The following is a 24,284-nucleotide window of genomic DNA, read 5'->3' on the forward strand; positions in this document are numbered from 1 at the left end:
TCAGTGATCCGGACCCGGCTTTTCCGTCGGTGGCTCGTCTGCGGCTTCCGGGGGCTGCTCGCCTTTGGACTTCAGCGCCGGGCCGCCGGGCTCTTCGGTTCCCGGGGGCGGTTGGGCTCCGGGCTTCTCGGCCGGCCGGCCGGAAGTTCCGGCTTCGGCGCCGCCGGTATCGGGCGTGGAGTCCGCGGCGGTCCGAACTTCGGGTTCGGCGTCGGGGGACGTGGGCGGTGTGCCGACGGCGGCCGCGGAGTGGCCGGCTTCGTCCGCCGGTTCCGGTCCGGCCCCGGTTCCGCCGGTTTCCGGTTGATCCGCGCCGGGCTCTTCGGTCACTTCCTCTTCGGTGGGTTCCTGCTCGTTTTCCAGACGCGCGCGGAGTTCGGCGACTGTCACGTACTCGCTTTCCGCGGAATGCGGGGTTCGTAACCACAGGACGAGGGTGACCAGCAAGCCCACCGCGACCAGGGCCACCGCCAGGATGATCAACGCGTTCACCTGCGCCTCCACGAATTATCTTTTCGGAGCCGACAATCGCCACTGTGCACCACAGAGGTGCCGAGTAATGCTATGGCTATCGAAGCGTCGGGCCCGGGTAACCGGTCGCGGTAATAGAAAATCGGCCTACTGCGCACCACAGTAGCAATTCTTCGACCAGCTAATATTCGCTGTCGCTATCGGTGTTCCGGCGTGTCGGCAGTGCCGTCCGCCGGTTATTCGCGGGTCGGCGTGGTGGCGCGGTCAGCGCCGCTGGCGCACCGCGTGAGGACGGGAATCCACCGGCTCGTGGAGATAGACGGGCGTGAGCAGATCGGCGTCCACGGGTTCGCCGGTGGTGCGTTCGTAACGGACGCCGATCAGTACGGAGAAGCGGCGGTGGGCCGCTCGCTCATGCAGGGTCGCCAGCCGGGTGGCCAGCAGCCGTACCGCACCGAGCGAACCCGGCGGGTGCAGACCGTCGAGAACCAGGATCGATCCGCGGCCGTCCGGGCGCGGTAGCCGTGCGAGATAGGCGATATCGTGCGGTTCCGGGCTGGCCGGCCGGTAGATACGCCGGGCGGCCCGATCCTCGATACCGCGGCGGCCGTCTCCGGGGCGCGCCACCGCGCGGCGTAGGCGCGGGTCGGCGGCGATGAGATGCCGCAGACTGGGTGATAGTTCCGGGCCGCCGAGCACGATGAGGCCGTCCCGGAGCAGATCGATCGGGCGTCCCGGCGCGAAAGGTTCGACGGTGACCGTGAAGCCGAGTTCCCGTAGCTGTTCGGCCAGTCGGGGCGCCGCCGCCGGGTCCGGAGCTCCGATCAGCCTGCCCGCGCGGGTGTCCGGGACCAGCAGGGTCAGCGGACCGTGCCCGAAGAACAACCCCTCGGGCGCCGGTCCCTGCGTGCTCACCTGGTGGATTCGGGCGCGGGAAAGGCCCGCCGCGGCACCGATTCTCGCGAAAGTCCACCCCTCGGCGTGTAACTCCCGGATCACCGCGCGCCGAATACGGGTGAGTTCGTTGATGGTCTGCTGAGCCGCTGCGACACCTTCGGTGGCGGCCTTGAGTCGCTCGACTTTGTCTTCGATCGCGAATATTCGCGCCACGTCATCGGCCGACATGTGCGAAGTCTAGACAGGGAGACGCTAAACTGCGTCTAGCCTGGTTGACGATCAGGTGGCGTCGGTGTCGATCGGGGGACGTTCGTTGCGCTCCAAGGGTTTATCCAACTTGGGCATAGGGTAATCTGGCATCCCACTGTGTGTCCCCAGCACATTCTTGCTGTCCGGCAGGGCGCCGTCGAGATCCTTGAAAAGCGAATCATCGCCGTTCAGAAGATGTTTCGTCACCACCGAACGCGGTGACATGCCCCGCAATTCCTGGAGGTCGGAAAGCGGTTTACGCAGCTCCTCGAATTCCGGTCCGAGTTCGGACCGCAATTGCGATGTCGCGCCGGTGGCGTAATCGCGTAGTTGGCGCAGGCTGCGCGCAGTCCACCGCGCGGCGCCGGGCAGGCGCTCCGGGCCGAGGATCACGAGGGCGGCGACGAGTAGCACGAGCATCTCGCCCCACCCGATACTGCTGAACACCTCTACAGGCTACCGGGCGCCGCGACCTGCGGGTCAGTCGGAGGTCAGCGTTACCGGGATGTCCACCTGCCGACCTTCGCGGATGAGCTGGACGTTCACCGATTGTCCGATCTTGTTCGCCTGAACGGCAACCACCAGCTCGTCGGGATTGGTGACTTCGCGGTCGCCGATCCGGACGATCACATCGCCCTCGACGATCCCGGCGTTCGCGGCCGGGCTGCCCGGCTGCACATCGGCGACCTCGGCGCCGCTCATGACTTCGTTGGCGACGGTCTTCTGCCGGGCGCTCACCCCGATCATCGGGTGATGGATCGACCCGTCGCGGATGAGGGTCTGCGCGACCTGGGTCATCTGATCCACCGGGATGGCGAAGCCGAGGCCCACCGAACCGCCGCTCTCGCTGCGGATGGCGGTGTTGATGCCGATGACCCGGCCGTCCGCGTCCACCAGTGCACCGCCGGAATTACCCGGGTTGATCGACGCGTCGGTCTGCACCGCGTCGATCACCGCTTTGGTATCGCTGCCTTCGCCTTCGAGTTTTACCGGGCGGTGCAGCGCGCTCACGATGCCGGAGGTGACGGTTTTGCTCAGGCCCAGCGGAGATCCGATGGCCAGCACCGCGTCTCCCACTTGCACGTCACCCGATTTACCCAGCTGCGCAATCGTGAGATTTTTCACATCTACCTTGAGTACCGCGAGATCGGTCTTGGGGTCGCGGCCCACGATATTGGCCGGTGTCCGGGTGCCGTCGGAGAAGGTGATCTGGATCCGGGCCCGCCCGGACTGGTCCTGCGCCGCCATGGAGATGACGTGGTTGTTGGTGACGATATAGCCGTTCCCGTCGATGACCACGCCGGACCCGGTGGCGCCGTTGTCGCCGACCGTGGTGCGGATGGATACGACCGACGGCAGTACCGCATCGGCGACCTGTGCGATCGGTCCGTGCGGCTGCTCGCTGTCGGTCTGTTCGAGACTGACCTTGCGGGAGGTCAGGGTCGAGGCGGTTTCCGCGGTCAACCGGCCGACCAGGCCGCCGACCAGGCCGATCGCCAGGGCGATGGCACCGAGCACCAGCAACGCCTTGGGGGCGACCCGGGACCCGAAGAGCACCTGCCGGGCGGAGAGTTGTTCGGCGCGCGGGAGTTCGCGCGCGGCCGGTGTGGCGAGCGCCGGAGCGCCCAGGCGGGCCGCCGAGTCCGGATCGCGCCAGGGATCGGCGGGACCGGCTACCGGTTCACGCTCGTTGCCGGCGTCGGGATCGCGCTGGAGCAGTTCGGTGGACCCGGGCGGCCGGCCGAATGCCTCCTCCAGTACGGCGCGCGGCGGGCCTTTCGGGGCCGCCCGGGTCGCGGGGTCGGCCTCCGGGCGGGCCGGGCGTGCGGCGAAGGAACCGGATTGATCCGACGGCCGGCGGAAGGCGTTCGCGGTATGTGAGTCCACATGGGGCCGATAGACCGGCCGCGGAGCCAACACCGGCGCGTCGGGCGGGCGCAGAGTGCCGTTATCGGTCTTCGTGCCGTTTTCATCCGCCGAATCAGCGTTATCGGCAGGGGAATTCTGCGTCGGTTCGGAACTCACGCGGCAAACTCTACTTGCGCCACCACACCGACCACCGGAAGCTATCGAAGGTTGCCGAGAAAGATTGGCTCGTGAAGCCGAATACCGCCTCGTTACGCTGATTTCCGGGGGAGTTCCGTGATTGTGCCCCGCTGGGCGGTTCGGCGAGCGGAATGCGGGACAGCGTGTCGTGCAGGCCGGTGGGAATCGAGACCTGGGAGGCGCGGCGCAGGGCGATCCGCGCCTGCTGCTGGGCCTCGACCTCGGCCGCGCATTCCGGGCACACCGAAAGGTGCTGGGCGGCACGCAGATAGGGATTCATCCGCAGTTCGCCATCGACGTAGGCGGCGACTGCCTCGCTCGCCAGATGCTCGGTGGAGTGGAACTGCGGGGAACGACGACCGGGCGTTTCGGAGTCGCCACTCATTCGCTGCCCATCCTTCCCGACCGGTATCACAAACTGCTGTGATCCCGGCGTCATGATCGCAGGATCACCCGAAGCTCGCCTCGGCGGCGAAACGCTCCTGGACTCCATTATGCGCAAGATACTCGCGCAGTGCCTGCCGGCCGCGATGGATTCGACTGCGCACCGTGCCGAGTTTCACCCCGAGCGTCGCGCCGATCTCCTCGTAGGACAGTCCTTCGATATCGCAGAGCACGACCGCGGCGCGGAACTCCGGGGCCAGCGAGTCGAGCGCGGTCTGCAGATCCGGATCGAGCCTGGCGTCGTGGAAGACCTGTTCGGGGCCCGGGCCGTCGGCGGGCACGCGATCGTAGTCCTCCGGTAAGGCCTCCATCCGGATCCGGCTGCGCCGCCGGACCATGTCCAGGAAGAGGTTGGTGGTGATGCGGTGTAGCCAGCCCTCGAAGGTGCCGGGCTGGTAGTTCGATAGGGACCGGAAGACTCGGATGAAGGTTTCCTGGGTGAGATCCTCGGCGTCCTGCGCGTCACCGGAGAGGCGGTAGGCCAGCCGGTAGACCCGGTCGGCGTGCTCGCGGACCAGTTCGTCCCAGGTGGGCATCACGGTGCGGTCGCCGGTGGCGTCGAAGGCGGCGGTGCCGGTGAGCGGCAGCATGCTGTCGAGTTCGAGGGACGCCTCGGCCTGGGCGGCGTCGTATTCCTCGGCTCGCTCGTCGGTACTGGACATATCGGGCACCTCCATCAGGGCGTCCGGTGGAGCGGGGTCTACGGTCACCGGGTCGTCGTGCGCGGCTACCTCCGAATCCGGCCCGGTAAACGGCCGCGGGCCGAATTCCTCCGGCCCTGGCAGACCGCGCCCGGCGGGGGTCGCCGAGCGGTCGGCCCGGGGCAGTTCGGGCAAGGTGGCGGACTCGCGTGCCGCATCGACCATGTGGATGGTGACAACCTCCTGATCGGGACCGAGGCGTAGGCTCGAGTACGCGGCCCATTGTTCGGGCCGTCGTTCATCCGGTACAACGGTGGGTTGGTGCTCCGTTGTTCCCGTCGCGGTGTGCTCGGTCGGCTGGTCTTGCGTAGGCATCACTCTTCCGTCTCCCGGTGTGGGGCGGGTATGGGGATCCTGAGGGACACCTGAGAATGTTGCGACCAGCATCGCCGCCTTTGGCATAGCCTCTTGGGCGTGGCATCGAACCTGGAGCTCAATCTCGCCTACGTGGAGGAATCCGTCGTCGAGGACGAGGTACTCGTCAGCGCCCGCGAACGGGCCACCGAACTGGGTGTGGCTCCGGTAGCGCCGTCGGTCGGCGCGCTACTGAGCATGTACGCGCAGCTCCTGGACGCGCGGGCGGTGGTGGAGGTGGGTACCGGTGCCGGGGTCAGCGGCTTGTGGCTGCTCGACGGCATGCGCGAGGACGGCACGCTCACCACCATCGATTCCGAACCCGAACATCAGCGGGCGGCCAAGGAGTCGTTCCGGGCCGCCGATATCCCGCTCGCGCGGACCCGGCTGATCAACGGACGTGCGCTGGACGTGCTGCCGCGGCTCGCCGACGGTGCCTACGACCTGGTGTTCCTGGATGCCTCGCCGATCGAACATCCGCAGTACATCGCCGAGGCGGTGCGGCTGCTGCGGGCCGGCGGGGCGGTCCTGTTGCACAATGCGCTGCTCGGCGGCCGGGTGCCGGATCCGGCGAATCGCGACCCGGCGACCCAGGCGGTGCGTTCGGCGACCCGGTGCGTGGCCGAGGACCCGGGCCTGACCAGCGTTCTCATCCCGCTCGGTGATGGGTTGCTCTGCGCGTCCAAGGGCTGGTCCCGCGACCGGTAGCCGCCGCCGGAACACCGGTCTTCGCGTCGTCCGGCACCCACGCCGGCGTCCGGGCGCCGCGGGGCGGTGGGCTCGGGCCCGACCGCCCCGCGGCGCCGATGAGGCTCTCGACCGGCCCTCTCGGGCCCGCCCCCTGCCCGACTCGGGGAGGCCTCGCCGCGGGCGCGGCCGGTGTCGTTGCCGGTGCGGGTTCTCCTGGCCGGTATTTGTCCCGCCGCCGTCCGTCGGGACGCGGCGAACGTCTTACCCGGCTGCCTTCCGGCCGTGGGCGGGGCGGTATTGCTGTGATGTTGCCCGATCGGGAGGGAATCGCGGCCGGTGGGGGGCGACGGGTTGCGATGTAACCCTGTGGTCCGGTTCGCTCCGGATAGGGGTCTGTCGCCGGCGTTCGGGTGCCCGCCGGGATGCCGCGCGCCGGTGAGCTGCTTCTTCCTGTGATGTCCGCCGGGTGGCGGGCGTGTCCGGATTTCTTGACGGAATCTCTACGGCCTCACCTCTTGCGCCGAGATTGAACGTGTGTTTAATGTACTGAACATGCGTTCAAGCGATGATCTGACCACGCGGGCCCGGATCCGGGACGCCGCTCTCGTCCTGTTCGGCGAGGCGGGGTTCGGGGTCGGAGTACGCGCTATCGCGGCCGCCGCAGGGGTGTCGCCGGGCCTGGTCAACCATCATTTCGGTTCCAAGGACGGGTTGCGGCGCGAATGCGACGATCATGTGCGCGCGGTGGTCCGCGAATCGAAGATGAGTTACATGAACCGGCCGTCGTCGGGGAATCTGCTGCAGCAGCTGGCCGAGATCGAGGAGTTCGCGCCGATCATCGCCTATATGATGCGCAGCTTCCAGGCCGGTGGCGACCTCGCGGTATCCATGTTCGAGCATATGGTCGAGGACGTCGAGCAGTACCTGGAAGCCGGTATCGCCTCCGGCGCCGTGCGGCGGCCGCGGGACCTGAAAGCGATGTCGCGCTATCTGGCGACCATCAACGGTGGCGGCATGCTGCTGTTCATCCAACTGCGGGCCGGGGCATCGGGCACGGTCGACTACCGGCAGGTGCTACGGGAGTACGGCGACCAGATGCTGCTGCCTGCCGTGGAGATCTTCACCGAAGGGTTGCTGCCCGATTCGACCATGCTCGACACCCTCCTGGCCGACACCGCGACCCGGAGCGCACCCGGTGCGCCGCCGACGCCGGACGCACCGGACGCCGGAGCGGAGGCGGCCGCCGTGCACCCACCACAAACGCCGACGCCGGCACGAACCGGCAACGCGCACTGAGCCGACGCGGCGTCCGATCCGCCGCGCCCGCGAATCCTCTCCATCAACGCTCTATCCCTGTCCCATGAGGAGACACGATGATTTCGGCAATTCGGATCCGGGATCTGCACAAACACTTCGGTCCGGTCCGGGCACTGGACGGCCTCGATCTGGAAGTGTCCGAGGGCGAGGTCCACGGATTCCTGGGCCCCAATGGTTCCGGCAAGTCCACCACCATCCGAGTGCTGCTGGGTCTGCTGACCCGCACCTCCGGCGAGGTGGAGATGCTGGGGCGCGACCCCTGGGCCGACGCGGTGGCACTGCACCGCGAGATCGCCTACGTGCCGGGCGATGTGACCCTGTGGCCGTCGCTGAGCGGCGGCGAGACCATCGACCTGTTGGCCGCGATGCGCGGCGGGCTCGACACCGCGCGCCGGGCCGAACTGATCGAACGCTACGAACTCGATCCCCGGAAAAAGGCGCGCACCTACTCCAAGGGCAATCGGCAGAAGGTCGCGCTGGTCTCGGCCTTCTCCTCGCACGCCCGGCTGCTGCTGCTGGACGAGCCCACCTCCGGCCTGGACCCGCTGATGGAGCAGGTGTTCCGGGAATGTATCGCCGAGGCGGCCGAGCGGGGAGCGACCGTACTGCTGTCCAGCCACATCCTCTCGGAGGTGGAGGCACTGTGCGAGCGGGTCACCATCATCCGGTCCGGACGCACGGTGGAGAGCGGCACGCTGTCGTCCATGCGGCATCTCAGCCGCACCTCCATCACGGCCGAACTCACCGGTGATCCCGGTGATATCGCGGCCATGCCCGGGGTGGCCGATGTGAGCATGGACGACCACACGCTGCGCTGCCAGGTCGACGGCGAACATCTGGCCGAACTCATCCGTGTCCTCGGCGATACCGGTGTCAGCAGCCTGACCAGCCGTCCGCCGACGCTGGAAGAACTGTTCATGCGGCATTACTCGATCAACGGCCGGCAGGCCGGCGAACTGGAAGAGGCGCGGAAATGACCACCGCCGTCGCCGGAACACGCCACCGCGTGCGCCATACGAGGTCCGGCCGCACCGGATTCACCGGGACCGCCCGGCTGCTGCGGCTGTACCTGCGTCGTGACCGGATCGTGGCGCCGCTGTGGATCCTGCTGCTGTCTCTCCCGTTGGGCGGGGTCTATGTGGCCAGTATCGAATCGGTGTATCCCACCGCCGCCGATCGTGCCTCGTTCGCGGCCACCATTCTGGCCAGCCCGGCGCAGTTGGCGATGTACGGCCCGATCTACAACACCTCGATCGGCGCGGTGGGCATCTGGAAGGCCGGAATGTTCCACACCCTCATCGCGGTGGCCACCATCCTCACCGTCATCCGGCACACCAGGGCCGAGGAGGAGACGGGACGCAGCGAGATCCTGGCCTCCACCTCGGTCGGTCGTTACGCGAACCTGACGGCCGCGCTCGTCCTGGCGCTGGGCGGCGCACTGCTCACCGGTCTGCTCGGGGCGGTGAGCCTGACCGCGACAGACGTCCCGGCGAGCGGATCGCTGGCCTTCGGGCTGGCGCTGGCCGGATCCGGCATGGTGTTCGCGGCCGTGGCCGCGGTGACGGCGCAGGTCTGCACCGGCGCGCGCCTGGCGCGCGGGCTGGCGTTCGCGGTGCTCGCGGTCACCTTCACCCTGCGGGCGATCGGTGACGCCCGCGCGGGGGCGGGCCCGGTGAGCCCGCTGACCTGGTTGTCCCCGCAGGGCTGGTCGTTGCAGGTGCGGCCGTACGCCGGTGATCGCTGGTGGGTGCCGGTACTGCACCTGGCCCTGCTGGTGGTGCTGCTGACCGTCGCCTACGCGCTGCTGCGCCGCCGCGATGTCGGTGCGGGACTCATCGCGGAACGACTGGGGGCGCCGGCCGCCGGCGCGAGCCTGGCCGGACCGTTCGGCCTGGCGGTGCGGCTGCAGCGCGGCACCCTGCTGGCCTGGACGATCGGGGTCGGTCTCTACGGCCTGGTGATCGGCAGCGTGGTGGCGGGTATCGGCGACAGCTTCGCCCAGAACGAGACGCTGCGCGATCTGATCACCCGAATGGGCGGGTCCGAATCGATCGAGGATTCGTTCATCTCCTATGCCTTCACCATGCTCGGGGTCGCGGGTGCGGCGTACGCCGTCTCGGCGACGCTGCGGTTGTTCGGCGAGGAGAACGGCCACCAGGCCGAATCGGTGCTCAGCGGTGCCGTCGGCCGGCTGCGCTGGGCCGGTAGCCATCTGGTGTTCGCGCTCGGTGGGCCGGTGGTGATCATGCTGACCGCCGGGTTGCTCGGTGGCGTGGCCTACGGACTCGCCAAGCAGGATATCGGCGAGGAACTGCCCGGCGTCCTGGCCGCCGCGCTGGTCCAGCTTCCGGCGATCTGGTTCTTCGCCGGGGTGACCCTGGCGCTGTTCGGGCTGGTGCCGCGCTGGACGCCGGTGGCGTGGGGGCTGCTCACCGCCGCGATCGCGGTATTCCTGCTCGGTTCGTTCTCCGGCGCGCCACAGTGGTTCCGCGATTTGGAACCGTTCAGTCACGCGCCCAAAGTGCCCGGATCGGAGTTCACCGCGACTCCGGTCATAGCGGTCACGGTGGTCGCCGTGGTGCTGCTCGCGGCCGGACTCGCCGGGATACGGGGACGCGACGTCCGCTGAGCCGCCGCCCGCGAGGTGCCCCCTCCGCAGGGAGGGGGCACCTCGCGGGCCGGGTCAGACCCAGGTGCCCTTGCCGACGGTCACCACACCGCCATTGCTGATCGCGAAGCGGGAGCGATCCCGCTCGGAATCCACGCCGATGACCTCCCCCTCGGACACCATGACGTTCTTGTCCAGGATCGCGCGCCGGACCACCGCACCCCGCCCGACCCGTACCCCGGGCATCAGCACACTGCCCTCGACCGTGGCTCCGTCGTCGACCATCACATTCGCGCTGAGCACCGAATTGCGGACGGTCGCCGCGGACAGGATGCTGCCCGCCCCGACGATCGATTCCTGGGCCAGGCCGCCCCGCGCGAATTTCGCCGGCGGCAGATTCTCCGCGGCGCCCCGGATGGGCCAGTGCCGGTTGTAGAGGTTGAACACCGGGTTCACCGACACCAGGTCCATATGGGCTTCGTAGAAAGCGTCGATGGTGCCGACATCGCGCCAGTAGCCGCGGTCGCGGTCGGTGGCACCGGGGACCTCGTTGTCGGCGAAATCGTAGACCGCCGCCTGACTCGCCGAAACCAGGCTGGGAATGATGTCACCACCCATATCGTGGTCGGAATCGGAATCCTCGGCGTCGGCCTTGATCGAATCCACCAGCACTTTGGTGGTGAACACGTAGTTGCCCATCGAGGCGAAGGTCGAATTCGGATCGTCGGGGATACCGGGCGGATGCGCCGGCTTCTCCAGGAAACCGATAATGCGGCCGGATTCGTCGGAATCGATACAGCCGAAAGCACCCGCCTCGCTGCGCGGCACCCGGATACCGGCCACCGTGACCCCGGCCCCGGAATCGATATGGTGGGCCACCATCTGTTCCGGGTCCATCCGGTAGACGTGATCGGCGCCGAAGACCACGATGTAATCCGGATCCTCGTCGTAGATGAGATTCAGCGACTGCATGATGGCGTCGGCGCTGCCGGTGTACCAGCGCGGTCCCAGCCGCTGCTGGGCCGGAACCGGAGTGATGTATTCACCGGCGAAACCGGAGAGCCGCCAGGTCTGCGAGATATGCCGGTCCAGCGAATGCGATTTGTACTGGGTGAGCACACAGATGCGGAGGAAACCGGCGTTGACGAGATTGCTGAGAACGAAGTCGATGAGGCGGTAGGCGCCCCCGAAGGGGACGGCCGGCTTGGCCCGGTCGGCGGTCAGTGGAAAGAGTCGCTTGCCCTCGCCACCGGCGAGCACGATTCCCAGGACGTGCGGCTGGCTCCTCACAGTGCCAAACTACCGAACGAGGTGGTCGCCGGGCATCGACCGCTCGGCGGCTACCGTGAATTCGTGAGTTCCGGTTCCAGCGGCGCGGCCGAATCGGCTGCGGCCGACGAGCTACGGGTGGCCATGCTGACCCGAGAGTTTCCACCCGAGGTCTACGGGGGCGCGGGCGTCCACGTGACCGAACTGGCGGCCCGGTTACGGCGGTTGAGCGCGGTGACCGTGCACTGTATGGGCGTACCGCGCGAGACCGCCCGGGTGCACGGACCCGACCCGGCCCTCGACGGCGCCAATCCCGCCCTCCGGATGATGTCGGCACAGTTACGGATGGCCGACGCGATCGGCGCGGCGGATGTGGTCCATTCGCACACCTGGTACTCGGGCCTGGCGGGGCATCTGGCCGCCACCCTCCACGGGATCCCGCACGTGGTCACCACCCATTCGCTGGAACCGCGGCGACCGTGGAAAGCCGAACAGCTGGGCGGTGGTTACCGGTTGTCGTCCTGGTCGGAACGCAATGCGCTCGAACACGCCGACGCGGTGATCGCGGTGAGCGACTGGATGCGTCGCGACGTACTCGACGCCTACCCCGCGCTGGATCCCACCCGGGTGCACGTCGTGCGCAACGGGATCGACGCCGACATCTGGCATCCCGGCCCGCCGGAGCCGGGTGGCCGCCGCATTCTCGACGAGCTCGGGGTGCGGGCGGACCGGCCGCTGGCGGTGTTCGTGGGGCGGATAACCCGGCAGAAAGGGGTCGGGCATCTGCTGGGCGCGGCGCGCGAGATCGATCCGGAGATCCAGCTCGTCCTGTGCGCGGGCGCGCCGGACACGCCGGAACTGGAGGCCGAGGTCGCGAATGCGGTGTCCGGGTTGCACCATTGCCGCGGGAATGTGTTCTGGGTCCGGGAGATGCTGCCCACCGAGCAGATCCGGCAGCTGCTGGCGGTGGCCACGGTTTTCGTCTGCCCCTCGGTCTACGAACCGCTGGGGATCGTGAATCTGGAGGCCATGGCCTGTTCGACCGCCGTGATCGCCTCGGATGTGGGCGGAATCCCCGAGGTCGTGGCCGATGGGCGGACCGGCCGGCTGGTGCATTTCGAGGCCGGGGCGACCGGTGACTACGAGCGTGCGCTGGCGGCCGCTGTCAACGAACTGGCGCCGGACCGGGCGCGCGCGGCCGAACTGGGCGCGGCCGGCCGTCGCCGCGCCCGGGCAGAATTCGACTGGCACCGGATCGCCGAGCAGACCCTGGCCGTGTACCGGACCGTCTGCAAACGGTGAGTTCCGCGCCGGCCGTCAGGCCGAGGAGGACCCGGAGGTGATGTCCTCGGCCAGGGGGGCGATGGCCGCGATGATCTGGGCCACGGTCTCCTCGCCGACGCCGGCCGCCGTCAGTGAATCGGTCAGGTGATCGGCCACCAGACCGAAATGGTGCATGGTGATCCCGCGCCCCTGATGCACCTGTTTCATCGGCGCGCCCGAGTAGGGTTCGGGCCCGCCCAACGCCGCCGCGAAGAATTCGACCTGCTTGCCCCGCAGCCGGGACATGTTCGTCCCGGTGAAGAAGCCGGCCAGTTCCTCGTCGGCGAGGACCCTCGTGTAGAAATCGGCGACGACTACTTCGAGCGCTTCGTGGCCGCCGATCTGCTCGTAGATGGTGGTGGTGCCGGTGTCTTTCCGTTTGCCGAATGTCGGTATCCGCATAGAACAAGGACATCAGGATCGTGTTACTCGGCGATCAGGCCGATGTCGCGAGTGGATTGCTCTCTGTGCCAGTGTGATTGCCCCCTGCTCACCATGACGGCGAGGGGGCGGTGAGATCACACCGGAATGTAGGTGCCCACGGTGACCGACGCGGTGACCTCGAAGGGATCGGGCAGGCGGGCGATCCGGGCCGTCGCGTCGTCGGCATGGTGCGCGGACGGGCCCATTGCCACCAGATTCGCGATATCGGCGTGGGCGAGAGTCATGGCGTAGTCGACCGTGCGGTGTTCGGTCCGGGTGAAACGGCCGGTCATGGCCTCGGCGAGGCGGCGGTCCTTCGCCGGATCGACGGTGACCATGCCGACCGGTTCGATGAGTTCGGCCAGATGCCGGTCCGTGGGTGTGACGACGATATAGCGGCCGGCGGGTCCGAGAGCCTGGGCCACGGCATCCGGATTGCGCGGCGCGAACACCGACAGCGCGGTGGTGAGCGTGTGGTCGCGGATCGGCAGGCCCCGCCAGGCGTCGGCCACCACCGCGGCCGCGCGCGGATGGGCGCGTGCGCACCGCCGGCCGGCCGGTTTGGCGATATCCAAGGCGACCCCGCGGGCCGCCGGGACCGCGTCGAGAACGCGCGCCAGATAGTAGCCGGTACCCGCACCGATATCCGCGATGAACCCGCGGGTGCCGGTATCACACGTGGCCGCCGCGACGGCGTCGGCGATCGGAGCGAAATTTCCGGTGTTCTGGAAAGCCGCCCGCGCGTCGAGCATGGCGGCGGTGTCACCGGTCAGTTTGGTGGCGGCACCGGTGAGCAGACTGATATAGCCCTGCCGGGCGATATCGAAACTGTGCCCGCGAGAGCAGCGTAGTGTGCCCGGCGCGGACGACAGGCCGCGGTCGCATTCGGGGCAGCTCAGTACCTCGGCGACCGCGGCGAGCGCCGATTGTTCGGCTACCTGTCTAGCCGGTGACACTCTTCAATTCGTCACCGAGTGCCGCGGCTTCGTCCGGCGTGAGTTCTACGACCAGACGCCCGCCACCCTCGAGTGGGACCCGCATGACGATCCCACGGCCTTCCTTGGTTGCCTCGAGGGGACCGTCCCCGGTACGGGGCTTCATGGCCGCCATCCTCTGCTCCCTCCAGATCTGCGCTGTATGCTGCGCACTTGCTCGGAACTCCGGTTGTCGCCAACCGGGCGGTCCGTCGGTTGAGACGACGGACCGCACTCGGTCCATTCTTCCCTATCGCATGAGATGACGGACACTCGACGTCCAAATGTGATCGGTCAGCCGATCGTGGTGTGCCGGGTATCGACCCAGCATTCCGCCAAGTGATCGTCGACCATCCCGGTGGCCTGCATGAGAGCGTACGCGGTGGTCGGCCCGACGAAACGGAAACCGCGCCGCTTCAATTCTTTTGCCAGTGCGACGGATTCGGGGGTCGTCGCCGGAATATCGCGCAATGCCCGCGGACGCGGTCGTGACGGCGGGGCGAAGGACCACAGCAATTCGTCGAGTCCGATATCGAGTTGGCGCGCTACTTTCGCGTTGGCGATACACGCGTCTATTTTCGCGCGATTGCGCACAATGCCGGCATCGGTGAGCAGCCGTTCGCGATCGGTGTCGCCGAACTCCGCGACCCGGTCGATGGCGAATCCGGCGAACGCCGCCCGGAACGCGGGCCGTTTGCGCAGAATCGTGATCCACGCCAGGCCGGACTGAAAAGCCTCCAGACACAGCCGCTCGAACAGAGCGTCGTCACCATGCAATGGCCGGCCCCATTCCTGGTCGTGGTAATCCCGGTAGAGCGGGGAATCCACCGACCACGGGCAGCGGATCAGCGTGTCGGTCGCCCCGGAGCCGGTCACGGCTGCTCCGGGCCCTGCCGCGGGGCGGCACCGGTCGCGCGGGCCTCGGCGAGTTGACCCTGCAACTCGTCGATCCGGGCGGCCAGCCGGGCCAGCGCCCAGTCGACCTCACCGGCCTTGTACCCGCGGACGACCTGCTGGAAGCGCAGCGCCCGGACATCCGCGCCGTCGATGCCCTCTACCGGTAGCACCGTCGCCGTGGTGCCCTCGGGAAGCGGACCCAGCTCCTCCGACCGCCCGAACAGGGCGCTGGCCAGGAGAAACAGGACTGCGGCCACCAAACCGACGATCACGACGTACAGCAGCAGGGTGAGCATGGATCGAGTCTATGTGCGCTCAGAGATGACGGGTGGTGTCGATACCCAGTGACATACCGGCCAGGCCGCGCCGGCGGACCGCGAGCTTGTCCGCCACCGCGCGCAGGGCCACAGCCGACGGGTTCTCCGGATCCTTCAGCACGATGGGTGTGCCCTCGTCACCGGCTTCGCGCAGCGCCTGCTCGATCGGGATCTGACCCAGCAGCGGTACCTCCGCGCCCACCGCCCGGGTGAGACGGTCGGCCACCGCCTGCCCGCCGCCGGACCCGTACAGATCCATCCGGGTGCCGTCGGGTAGGTCCAGCCAGGACATGTTCTCCACCACACCGGCGATCCGCTGCCGGGTCTGCAGTGCGATGGCGCCGGCGCGCTCGGCGACTTCGGCGGCCGCGATCTGCGGGGTGGTGACGACCAGGATCTCGGCATTCGGGATCAGCTGGGCGATGGAGATCGCCACATCACCGGTGCCGGGCGGCAGATCCAGCAGCAGGACGTCCAAGTCGCCCCAGAACACGTCCGCCAGGAACTGCTGCAGGGCTCGGTGCAGCATGGGGCCGCGCCACACCACCGGGGTGTTGCCCTTGGTGAACTGCGCGATCGAGATCATCTTCACGTCGTGCGCGACCGGCGGCATGATCATCCGCTCCACCTGGGTGGGCCGGGCGTCGGTACCGAGCATCCGGGGGATGGAGTGGCCGTAGATATCGGCGTCGAGCACTCCGACGGACAGGCCGCGGTCGGCGAGTGCCGCCGCCAGGTTGACCGTCACGCTGGATTTGCCGACGCCGCCCTTTCCGGAGGCCACCGCGTACACGCGGGTCATCGAACCGGGCTGGGCGAAGGGGATGACCGGCTCCGCGGAATCACCGCGTAATTGTTTGCGCAGTTCGGTGCGCTGCTCGTCGCTCATCACATCGAGATCGACCGAGACCGCGCCTACGCCCGGGACGTCGGCGACCGCGGTACTGACCCGCTGCGTGATCTCGGTGCGTAACGGGCAGCCGGCGGTGGTCAGGTAGACCTCGATATGCACATTGCCGTCCGGCTCGATCCGGATGCTCTTCACCATGCCCAGTTCGGTGATCGGCTTCCGGATCTCGGGGTCGTCGACCTTCGCGAGGGCGCCCCGCACCTCCGCTTCCGTTACCACTGGCATGCTGCCGATGGTAGTGCGGTCAGATCTTGGGGAGTTCCGCGGGCCGCGGTGCGATACCCGTCTGGTACGACTGCTCCCAGGCCATCACGTTCGCGACGTAGGCCATCGAGTTGTTGTAGCGCAGGATGGCCCTGGTCTGCTGGGCGGGATCGCGCATGTCCAGGCCTCCGGAGCACAGGTACTTACCGGCCGTCAGCGTGGCGTCGTAGTAGTTCTGCGGATCGGAGATGCCGTCGCGATTGCCGTCGGCGGCGAAACTGGTCCAGGTCTCCGGCAGGAACTGCATGGGGCCGACGGCGCGGTCGTAGCCGCTGTACCCGTCCAGCGCGCCGCCGTCGGAATCGTGGATGACATTGTTGCCCGACAGGCTGCCGTCCAGAACGGGACCGAATACCGGGGCGAGGGCGTTACCGTCGGCATCGGCCCGGCCGTCGTTCATATGGGTGGACTCGACCCGGCCGATACCGGCGAGCATGGTCCACGGCATATTGCAGTCCGGATTCTCGTCGGCCAGGATCTGCGCGGCGCCGATATAGGCGGCCTCGGCGATCCCGGGGATGCCCGAGGCTGCCACGGGGAGATCGTTGCGGGGACGGTTCGGATCCAGCGCCACCGATCTCACCTCGACGGGCGCCTCCGGTGATTGCTTGGCCATGGCGTGCAGCGCGGTGGGGTCGACGGCGACGGGGGCCGCGGCCTGCGCGGGGGCGGCGCCGAGTGCCGAGACCTGCATGGCCACCGAGGCCGCGGTCGGATCGGTGACCACCGCCGCGGCGGCATTGGTGGCCACCACTCCGGCCGGAACCAGCCCGGTGAGTGCGAGCACCGAGCTGCGAGAAACGGTGGCAGGTTGCTGTTTACGGTGACGCCCCACGTACTCAAGCCCTTCATCTCAACGCACAGCCTGCGGTCACGAGTTGATTCGTTGCCGCTCCGTGACCTGTTGTGTCGACAATACCGCATCCGAGATCTGTTTGTTACTCCTCCGTGACCATTATTTCCGCGCGAATGGGAATGGGAAGCGGCGGCGCTGCTTCGGAACTCGGTCTGCGCCCGCCCGGGTGCGCGCATCGGCCGACGGGCCCGGCCGGTGACCGGGCCCGTCCCCCCCGGGGGCGGTACGGCTGCCGCGTGTCCGGTGGAATCGCCAGCTCAGGCGGGTGGGGCGGGTGCCGCCGGTGCCGCGGGCTCGGGTGCCGCCGGGATGGTGTCCACCGGTGCGGGCGGGGCCCCCACCGGCACCGGGGGGAGCCCGAGCGGCAGTGGGATGACGATCCCGCCGGGGAGCGTGATCGACGGCGGTGCCGGCGGTGCAGGTGCAGGTGCCGGCGGATTCCGATTTTCGGCGGGCGGCGGTGCGGCCGGCGCTGATTCGTCCGGTGCCGGTGCGGACCGGTCGCCGGGTGCGGGAGCCGCCGGGGCGCCGGGTGTGGGGGCCGGAGCTGCCGGGCCGGTACGGTCCGCGGGCCCGTCCGGGACGACCGGCGCCGGATCGGGCAGGGCCTCGCCCACCTTCGGGGCGCCCGGAGCCGGCGGGCACAGCAGCCCGCAGGGAATCGGCGGCAGACCCGGGATCCGGATCATCGGCGCGGGTCGCGGCGTCTGCGTGGGTAGCGAGGGCGGGGGTGGTGGGACCTGGTTCTCGGTCTGCGCGGCCAGCAGATCCGTGGGGCCGGGCGGGAAATCGGCCGGGTAACTGCCCGGCGGGACCGGATCGGGCGCAACAGTGACCGGGGCCGGCCGGCCGCCGGTCCGATAGGCCGCCGACCAGCTCAGCACATTGGCCGCGTACGACATCGAGTTGTTGTACCGCAGCACCGCCCGTAATTCCTGTTGCGGGTCACGCAGATTCAGACCGCCCGAGCACAGATACTTCCCGGCGCCGAGGGCGGCGTCGAAGACATTGTGTGGATCGGCACGCCCGTCGGCATTGCCGTCCGCGGCGTAGCGCGCCCAGGTGCTCGGCAGGAACTGCATGGGTCCCAGCGCCCGGACATAGCCTCCGTCGGCCGCGCGGATGACTTCGTTGCCGGGCAGCGAGCCATCCAGTGCGGGACCGAAAATGGGCGGGTTGGTGGTGCCGGCGGCATCCGTGCGGCCGTTGCTCGCGTGGCCGGATTCGATCCGGCCGATCCCGGCCAGCAGGTTCCAGGTGACACCGCAACCGGGTGTCGAGGACTGCAGGGCCAGTTCGGCATTGCGATAGGCCGCGAGCACGATCTCCGGAATACCCAGCGCACCGCCGCCCCGGGGCAGATCGATGGTCTGCAGCGGGACGATGCCACCGAAGGGCGGGATCCCGTCGGCGGGAGTGGGGCTGAGCGCGCGGAGTTTCCGGGGCGTGGAACGCTCGACCGGCAACATTCCAAGTGTCTGGGGCAGTGGCGCGTCGGTGGTCACGGCCGGGTCTTCCAGTCGATCGGTATCGGCGGCGAGCCGGGCCCCGGGAGCCTCCGGGGGAGTCGACGAGAAGGTGGTGTGTGCGGCCGAACCGCTCGCTACCAGGCCCGCCATGACCAGAGCCGACATTGCCACAGGGGTAGGTATCCGCATTCGGCTCCACCGTTCCTCTATGTCACAGGTGAGCAACCGTCCCGGACATTCCCGGACGGCGTGCTCGGGACAACGTGATCCAGGTTACCTACCGGTCAGGAGCATATTGCGGATTTCCGGTCATTCATCCGCGACAGGCGACGAAACCGCGCCCGTAACCGGCTTGTGACCGGAGGTTTTCTTGCGTTTCGGCTTGAGAGACTTTTCCGGGCGCGTCGGACCCACGCCCGCCGCCGACTCGAGGCGATCGAGCGAGTCACGGATCTCGTCCAGTTCCCGCCTCAGATAGTCACGGGTGGCCACCTCGCCCACCGCCAGCCGCAGGGCGGCCAGTTCGCGCGCCAGGAATTCGGTATCGGCCTTGGTCTGCGCTGCCCGTAACCGGTCCTCCTCCAGCGATACCCGGTCGCGATTGTCCTGGCGGTTCTGCGCCAGCAGGATCAGCGGCGCGGCGTAGGCGGCCTGGGTGGAGAAGGCCAGATTCAGCAGGATGAACGGGTAGGGGTCCCAGCGCAACGTGATGACGGAGATGTTCAACGCGATCCAGACGATCACCACCACCGTCTGCAACGCGAGATAGCGTCCGGTGCCCAGGAACCGGGCGATGCGTTCGCTGCCGCGCGCCAACGCCTCGGCGTCCCAATCGAATCGGAACCGGGATTCGACCGGTGTCTCCAGCCGCTGCCGGGCGGCCGCCGCCGCCCGGCTCGCGGTGCTCTTGTCGGTCACTGTCGTACACCCTCGAACAGTTGCTCGTCCTCACGCCAATCACGCGGCAGCAGATGATCCAGTACATCGTCCACACTCACCGCACCCAGCAGATGATTCTGCTCGTCGACCACCGGCGCGCATACCAGGTTGTAACTGGCGAAAAAGCGGGCCACCGCGGTGAGCGGAGCCTCCGGCCGGAGGGTGGTCAGATCGGTGTCCAGGAGCCCACCCACCAGATGCGCGGGCGGTTCCCGCAGCAACTGTTGCAGGTGCGCGCAGCCCAGGTATCGCCCGGTCGGCGTCGCCGTCGGCGGCCGCACCACGAAAACCATCGAGGCCAGCGCGGGCGTCAGATCGGGGTCGCGGACGCGGGCCAGCGCCTCCGCGACGGTCGTCGACGGCGTCAGGACCACCGGCTCCGGCGTCATGAGCCCACCGGCGGTATCCGGGGAGTGTTCGAGCAGCCGGCGCACCGGCTCCGATTCCTCCGGATCCATCAGCGTCAACAGCGATTCGGCCTCGTTCTCCGGCAGCCCGCCCAGCAGGTCGGCGGCATCGTCGGGATCCATGGCATCGAGGACATCGGCCGCGCGCCCGATTTCGAGCTTGCCCAGCAATTCCAGTTGATCGTCGCCGGACAACTCCTGGACCACATCGGCGAGCCGCTCGTCGTCGAGCGCCACCGCGACCTCCAGCCGCCGCTTCTCCGGCAGTTCGCGCAGCAGATGCGCGACATCGGCGGCGCGCTGGCCCTCGAACTGCTCGAGCAATGTGCTCACATCCTGACCCGGCCGCCCCAGCTCGTACGGTGTGAGTCCCTCCACCCGGGCCCAGTCGACCACATGCACGGTGCGCCGCCGCCCCAGCCTGCGGTGCCCGCGCACCGCCACCCGCGACACCCGCCAGTCCCGGGTGCGGGTGAGCGTCATCCCCAGATCCACCACATACACATCGACCCCCGCCAGATCGGGCAGATCGGGATCGTCCACGCGTACCGCCGAGTCGACGATCTGCGCCATGGCCAGCACCTCACCGGGACGTTGCGCGAAACGCCGCAGGCTCACATTGCCGGTGTTCAGGTTCACCGAACCGGGTTCGACAGCGGTGACGCGCAGCATCGGAACGAAGATCCGGCGCCGGGTCGGCAACTCCACCACCAGGCCGTGGACACGCGGTTCTTGCCGGTCGTACCGGACGGCGACCACCACGTCGCGAACACGGCCGATAGACTCGCCGTCCGGCCCCAGCACCGCCAGGCCGGTCAGCCTGGCGATATACACCCTGGTAGCTGCCATGGTGTCAGGCTAGATGTTCCCGGGCCGGACCGGGCCGACCCCCAGGAGAGTTGATGAAGCCGCGCCGTTCCGTGCTCGCCGTGCCGGGCAGCAATCCCAAGATGATCGCCAAGGCCAAGGGCCTACCGGTCGACGAGGTCTTTCTCGACCTCGAAGACGCGGTCGCCCCCGAGGCCAAGGCCGCGGCCCGCGCGAATATCGTGGCCGCCCTCAACGACTCCGGCTGGGGTGGGCAGCTGCGGGTGGTGCGGGTCAACGACTGGACCACGCAGTGGACCTACGCGGATGTGATCTCGGTGGTCGACGGCGCCGGTACCGCACTCGATGCGATCCTGCTGCCCAAGGTCACCGACGGCGGTCAGGTGCGCGCGCTGGATCTGCTGCTGAGCCAGCTGGAACGGGCCAACGGGATCGAACCCGGCCGCATCGGTATCGAACCGCAGATCGAGAACGCGCTGGGCCTGCGCAATATCGACGAGATCGCCACCGCCAGCCTGCGGGTGCAGACCCTGGTCTTCGGCCCCGCCGACTTCATGGCCAGCATCAATATGCGCACCCTCGTGGTCGGTGAGCAGCCCGAGGGCTACGACACCGGTGACGCCTACCACCACATCCTGATGACCATCCTGCTCACCGCCCGCGCCCACGGCCTGCAGGCCATCGACGGCCCCTACCTGCAGATCCGCGATATCGACGGCTTCCGGCGCGCCGCCGGCCGCACCGCCGCCCTGGGCTTCGACGGGAAATGGGTACTGCACCCGAGCCAGGTCGACGCCGCCAACGAGATCTTCAGCCCCCGGCAGGCGGACTACGACCACGCCGAACTCATCCTCGAGGCCTACGCCTACCACACCTCCACCGCCGGCGGCGCCCGCGGCGCGGTAATGCTCGGCGACGAGATGATCGACGAGGCCAGCGCGAAAATGGCGGTGGTCATCGCGGAAAAGGGGCGGGCGGCGGGGATGCAGCGGACAACCACCTTCACACCACCGGAATGAGGAGTTCGTCCGGCGGTACCTCGGCCGGACCGCGACCCGAATCGCGGTGATCGAGGGAGCGTCCGCGGTGCCCGGCGCACGATGCTGTTCGAACCCGCGCCGGCCCGGTAAACCCCCAGGCACACCGGTTGGCGACTTTAGTGCTGGGAATGCTCGCTCGCTGGGGCGTGGGCAGCGTTGGGCGGCCTGGTTGGCCTCTGTCTGGGCCTGCTCTGGGCCTGGGCGGGCTCGCTCATGAGAGCAAGGGGTGCGCGCGCACCGAGACCATGGTGTGGGCATGCTCGTGAAGGTTGAGGTGTGGGCCTGCTCGTGAAGGTGCTGTGTTTTCGGCGCCGCCTGCGGCGTCGCGGGGTCGAGGGCCCCCTTGGTCTCGACCCCGCGCCGCCGCAGGCGGCGCCAAATAAGACAGAATGGACTTATGACGAACCCTCTTGGAGGCTCGAATCGCGGTAGGCAGGGTCTGCCCACGCCCCCTTCCGGGTGGCCGGTCGGTTCGTATCCGACCTATGCCGAGGCGCAGCGTGCGGTGGATCATCTGGCGGACAATCAGTTCCCCGTGCAGAACGTGACCATCGTCGGCGTGGACCTGATGCAGGTCGAGCGGGTGTTGTACCGCTTGAACTGGGGCAAGGTGATCGGCGGGGGTGTGGTCTCGGGTGCGTGGCTGGGGTTGTTCCTGGGTCTGTTGCTGAGCTTGTTCACCACCAACGGTATGGTCGGTCCGCTGGTGGTGGGCCTGGTCGGCGGCATCATTTTCGGGGTCATCTCGACGACCATCCCGTATGCGGCCACTCGCGGTCAGCGGGATTTCGCGTCGACCATGCAGTTGGTCGCGGGCCGTTACGATGTGCTGTGTGATCCGAAGACGGCCGAACAGGCCCGGGATCTGCTCGCGAAGCTGGCAATCTAGCGGATGGACGTGATCGAGCGCGTCCGGACGGCCGTGGCGGATTTCTTCGGTGTGGACGCGGCCGGGGTGGATACGGCTTCGATGACTTTCCTGGGTCTGGAGCCGATCGAGATCCTGCGCATCCCGGGTGACGGTGTGACGCACTATCTGACGGTCGGCGGGTCGCGGCATCCGATGGGTGATCCGGGGGATCTGCACGCCGATCCGGTGCGCGGTCCGCGGGCCGAGCTGGTGCTCACGGTGCGGTCGGCGGCCGGTGCCGGGGCGGGGGTGGCCCGGACGCTGGGGGTGCTGGCGGCGGCGCCCGCGGTCGAAGGCGTTGTGTTGCAGGCCGATGCGCTGCTGGATCTGGGCGAACCGATCTGGCAGGACGCACCGTTCACGGCGGTGCTGCTGGGCGCGGGGGAGATGCCGGAGATCGAGTTACCGGATCCGGCGGAGCCGGTGCGGTATTTCACGGTGACGCCGGTGACGGCGACCGAGGCGGCCTGGGTGCGGGTGCGTGGGGCGCAGGCGCTGCGGGATGCCTGGGCCGAGGCCGGGATCGATGTGCTGGACCCCGGCCGGGGCGCGGCTTCGCTGTAGTGCCGGTGCCGGTGGGCGGCCCGGTCAGAGCCAGTCGTTGCGGTGGAAGAGGGCGAGTAGGGTCAGGCAGATTCCGAGGATGGCCGCGAGCACCACCGGATAACCCCAGCTGATCCGCAGTTCCGGCATATGCTCGAAGTTCATCCCGTAGATACCGGCGATCATGGTCGGTACCGCGGCGATGGCGACCCACGCCGAGATCTTGCGCATATCGGTGTTCTGCTGGACGGTGATCTTGGTGAGCGCGGCACTGATGAGGGCGCTGAGCGAATCGTCGAAATCGGTGATGCGTTCGGCGACGCCGGTGTGGTGGTCGGCGACATCGCGCAGATAGCGCCGGATCTCCGGGTCGATCGGCAACTCCTCCTTGTGGACCAGCAGTTGCAGTGGCAGCGCCAGCGGGTTGACCGCGCGTCGTAGCTCCACCATTTCGCGTTTGAGCTGATAGATCGCCTCGACGGTGATTCTGCTGCGCGGGGTGAACACCTCTTCTTCCATTGCGTCGATATCGAATTCCACCGCCTGCACGACGTCGATATAGGAGTCGACCACGTGGTCGGCGATGGCGTGCAGCACCGAGCCGGTGCCCAGTCGTAATCGGGCGGGGTCGGCTTCGAGACCGCGGCGCACGGTCGCCAGCGGCGAATGTTCGCCGTGCCGGACGGCGATGACGAAATCGGGTGCGGTGAAGATCAGCAGCTCGCCCGTTTCGACGATCTCGCTGACCGTGTGCAGTTCGTGCTCCCGATAGGCGACCGTGCGCATGACCATGACCAGGGTGTCGTCGTAACGTTCCAGTTTGGGCCGCTGATGGGCCTGGACCGCGTCCTCGACGGCGAGGGCGTGCAGTCCGAAGGTCTCGGCCACCTCACCCATCTGCTCGGCGTCGGGGTCGTGCAGGCCGAGCCAGACGAAACCGCCGCGTTCCCTGGCGGCGGCGAGCGCCTTCTCGTGGGTGAACCGGCCCGGGAGACGTCTGCCGTCCACATAGACCGCGCAGTCGACGACCGCACGTGCGGTGGGCACCCGGATATGTGGTGCCGCGGCGGCGCGCCGCGTCCGCCCCGGACCATGGAACGGCAGCGGGATCGAAGGCACGCGTCGATGCTACGTCGCT

General features: G+C 68.4%; 26 protein-coding genes. 8 read left to right on the plus strand and 18 right to left on the minus strand.

The features are described from left to right. The 6 genes from NGR01S_RS15840 to sigE form a co-directional block, all read right to left on the minus strand. The gene (locus NGR01S_RS15840; RefSeq protein WP_063037407.1) at positions 1 to 504 is read right to left on the minus strand and encodes a hypothetical protein; all 504 of its coding nucleotides are present in this window, start codon (positions 502 to 504) and stop codon (positions 1 to 3) included. Positions 505 to 735: 231 nt separating this feature from the next. After that, a complete protein-coding gene (locus NGR01S_RS15845) occupies positions 736 to 1,596 on the minus strand; it encodes a hypothetical protein (protein ID WP_063037409.1) in 861 nt (286 codons plus the stop codon). Between the two features lie 51 nt (positions 1,597 to 1,647). Further along, positions 1,648 to 2,064 carry a Sec-independent protein translocase protein TatB gene (gene tatB, locus NGR01S_RS15850; protein WP_063037411.1) on the minus strand — a complete coding sequence of 139 codons (417 nt, stop codon included), beginning with the start codon at positions 2,062 to 2,064 and terminating at the stop codon, positions 1,648 to 1,650. Between the two features lie 33 nt (positions 2,065 to 2,097). After that, positions 2,098 to 3,642 (minus strand): S1C family serine protease, encoded by a 1,545-nt coding sequence (locus tag NGR01S_RS15855; protein ID WP_063037413.1) that lies wholly within the window; start codon positions 3,640 to 3,642, stop codon positions 2,098 to 2,100. Between the two features lie 10 nt (positions 3,643 to 3,652). Beyond that, positions 3,653 to 4,048, minus strand: coding sequence for a zf-HC2 domain-containing protein (locus NGR01S_RS15860; protein ID WP_063037415.1), 396 nt, complete (start codon positions 4,046 to 4,048; stop codon positions 3,653 to 3,655). A 64-nt stretch (positions 4,049 to 4,112) separates the two neighbouring features. Next, positions 4,113 to 4,784 (minus strand): RNA polymerase sigma factor SigE, encoded by a 672-nt coding sequence (gene sigE, locus NGR01S_RS15865; protein WP_084481129.1) that lies wholly within the window; start codon positions 4,782 to 4,784, stop codon positions 4,113 to 4,115. A 432-nt stretch (positions 4,785 to 5,216) separates the two neighbouring features. Between sigE and NGR01S_RS15870 the strand changes: the two genes are divergently transcribed. The 4 genes from NGR01S_RS15870 (at position 5,217) to NGR01S_RS15885 (ending at position 9,798) form a co-directional block, all read left to right on the plus strand. Next, positions 5,217 to 5,870, plus strand: coding sequence for an O-methyltransferase (locus NGR01S_RS15870; protein ID WP_063037417.1), 654 nt, complete (start codon positions 5,217 to 5,219; stop codon positions 5,868 to 5,870). A 534-nt stretch (positions 5,871 to 6,404) separates the two neighbouring features. Continuing rightward, entirely contained in the window at positions 6,405 to 7,148 is a 744-nt protein-coding gene (locus tag NGR01S_RS15875; RefSeq protein ID WP_084481090.1) for a TetR/AcrR family transcriptional regulator, read from the plus strand. 77 nt (positions 7,149 to 7,225) lie between these two features. Continuing rightward, entirely contained in the window at positions 7,226 to 8,146 is a 921-nt protein-coding gene (locus NGR01S_RS15880) for an ABC transporter ATP-binding protein (RefSeq protein WP_063037419.1), read from the plus strand. Continuing rightward, entirely contained in the window at positions 8,143 to 9,798 is a 1,656-nt protein-coding gene (locus tag NGR01S_RS15885; protein ID WP_063037421.1) for an ABC transporter permease, read from the plus strand. Before NGR01S_RS15880 ends, NGR01S_RS15885 begins: the two co-directional genes overlap by 4 nt. A 54-nt stretch (positions 9,799 to 9,852) precedes the next feature. Here NGR01S_RS15885 and glgC read toward each other — a convergent pair whose 3' ends face one another. Continuing rightward, entirely contained in the window at positions 9,853 to 11,067 is a 1,215-nt protein-coding gene (gene glgC / locus NGR01S_RS15890) for a glucose-1-phosphate adenylyltransferase (protein ID WP_063037423.1), read from the minus strand. 123 nt (positions 11,068 to 11,190) lie between these two features. Between glgC and glgA the strand changes: the two genes are divergently transcribed. Beyond that, a complete protein-coding gene (gene glgA / locus NGR01S_RS15895; RefSeq protein WP_063037572.1) occupies positions 11,191 to 12,348 on the plus strand; it encodes a glycogen synthase in 1,158 nt (385 codons plus the stop codon). Between the two features lie 15 nt (positions 12,349 to 12,363). Here glgA and NGR01S_RS15900 read toward each other — a convergent pair whose 3' ends face one another. From NGR01S_RS15900 to NGR01S_RS15940, 10 genes are all read right to left on the minus strand, one after another. Further along, on the minus strand, positions 12,364 to 12,771 hold the full coding sequence (locus tag NGR01S_RS15900) for a group I truncated hemoglobin (protein WP_063037425.1): 408 nt from the start codon (positions 12,769 to 12,771) through the stop codon (positions 12,364 to 12,366). 116 nt (positions 12,772 to 12,887) lie between these two features. Further along, positions 12,888 to 13,748: a putative RNA methyltransferase gene (locus NGR01S_RS15905; RefSeq protein WP_063037427.1), complete on the minus strand. Its 861-nt coding sequence runs from the start codon at positions 13,746 to 13,748 to the stop codon at positions 12,888 to 12,890. Continuing rightward, a complete protein-coding gene (locus tag NGR01S_RS30290) occupies positions 13,735 to 13,902 on the minus strand; it encodes a DUF3117 domain-containing protein (protein ID WP_064484472.1) in 168 nt (55 codons plus the stop codon). The genes NGR01S_RS15905 and NGR01S_RS30290 overlap by 14 nt, the downstream gene beginning before the upstream one ends. Before the next feature lie 158 nt (positions 13,903 to 14,060). Continuing rightward, a complete protein-coding gene (locus NGR01S_RS15910) occupies positions 14,061 to 14,642 on the minus strand; it encodes a DNA-3-methyladenine glycosylase I (RefSeq protein ID WP_063037429.1) in 582 nt (193 codons plus the stop codon). Continuing rightward, a complete protein-coding gene (locus NGR01S_RS15915) occupies positions 14,639 to 14,959 on the minus strand; it encodes a DivIVA domain-containing protein (RefSeq protein WP_063037431.1) in 321 nt (106 codons plus the stop codon). Before NGR01S_RS15915 ends, NGR01S_RS15910 begins: the two co-directional genes overlap by 4 nt. A 19-nt stretch (positions 14,960 to 14,978) precedes the next feature. Then, a complete protein-coding gene (locus tag NGR01S_RS15920; protein WP_063037433.1) occupies positions 14,979 to 16,115 on the minus strand; it encodes an Mrp/NBP35 family ATP-binding protein in 1,137 nt (378 codons plus the stop codon). A 19-nt stretch (positions 16,116 to 16,134) separates the two neighbouring features. Next, complete coding sequence (locus tag NGR01S_RS15925) at positions 16,135 to 16,989, minus strand: lytic transglycosylase domain-containing protein (RefSeq protein ID WP_063037435.1); 855 nt, start codon at positions 16,987 to 16,989, stop codon at positions 16,135 to 16,137. 278 nt (positions 16,990 to 17,267) lie between these two features. Continuing rightward, positions 17,268 to 18,644: a lytic transglycosylase domain-containing protein gene (locus tag NGR01S_RS15930; RefSeq protein ID WP_245664612.1), complete on the minus strand. Its 1,377-nt coding sequence runs from the start codon at positions 18,642 to 18,644 to the stop codon at positions 17,268 to 17,270. Positions 18,645 to 18,788: 144 nt separating this feature from the next. Next, positions 18,789 to 19,397, minus strand: a complete 609-nt coding sequence (locus tag NGR01S_RS15935; protein ID WP_063037439.1) for a DUF1003 domain-containing protein — start codon at positions 19,395 to 19,397, stop codon at positions 18,789 to 18,791. Further along, complete coding sequence (locus tag NGR01S_RS15940) at positions 19,394 to 20,674, minus strand: magnesium transporter MgtE N-terminal domain-containing protein (RefSeq protein ID WP_063037441.1); 1,281 nt, start codon at positions 20,672 to 20,674, stop codon at positions 19,394 to 19,396. The genes NGR01S_RS15935 and NGR01S_RS15940 overlap by 4 nt, the downstream gene beginning before the upstream one ends. Positions 20,675 to 20,727: 53 nt before the next feature. Here NGR01S_RS15940 and NGR01S_RS15945 point away from each other — a divergent pair, with 53 nt between their 5' ends. The 3 genes from NGR01S_RS15945 (at position 20,728) to NGR01S_RS15955 (ending at position 23,167) form a co-directional block, all read left to right on the plus strand. Continuing rightward, entirely contained in the window at positions 20,728 to 21,672 is a 945-nt protein-coding gene (locus tag NGR01S_RS15945; RefSeq protein WP_063037443.1) for an HpcH/HpaI aldolase/citrate lyase family protein, read from the plus strand. A 418-nt stretch (positions 21,673 to 22,090) separates the two neighbouring features. Continuing rightward, entirely contained in the window at positions 22,091 to 22,582 is a 492-nt protein-coding gene (locus tag NGR01S_RS15950; protein ID WP_063037445.1) for a YflT domain-containing protein, read from the plus strand. 3 nt (positions 22,583 to 22,585) lie between these two features. Next, entirely contained in the window at positions 22,586 to 23,167 is a 582-nt protein-coding gene (locus NGR01S_RS15955) for a suppressor of fused domain protein (protein WP_174551704.1), read from the plus strand. 24 nt (positions 23,168 to 23,191) lie between these two features. Here NGR01S_RS15955 and NGR01S_RS15960 read toward each other — a convergent pair whose 3' ends face one another. Next, entirely contained in the window at positions 23,192 to 24,265 is a 1,074-nt protein-coding gene (locus NGR01S_RS15960; RefSeq protein ID WP_063037447.1) for a magnesium and cobalt transport protein CorA, read from the minus strand. Between the last annotated feature and the right edge of the window lie 19 nt (positions 24,266 to 24,284).

Source organism: Nocardia grenadensis NBRC 108939, from assembly GCF_001613445.1.
Taxonomy (GTDB): Bacteria; Actinomycetota; Actinomycetes; order Mycobacteriales; family Mycobacteriaceae; genus Nocardia; species Nocardia grenadensis.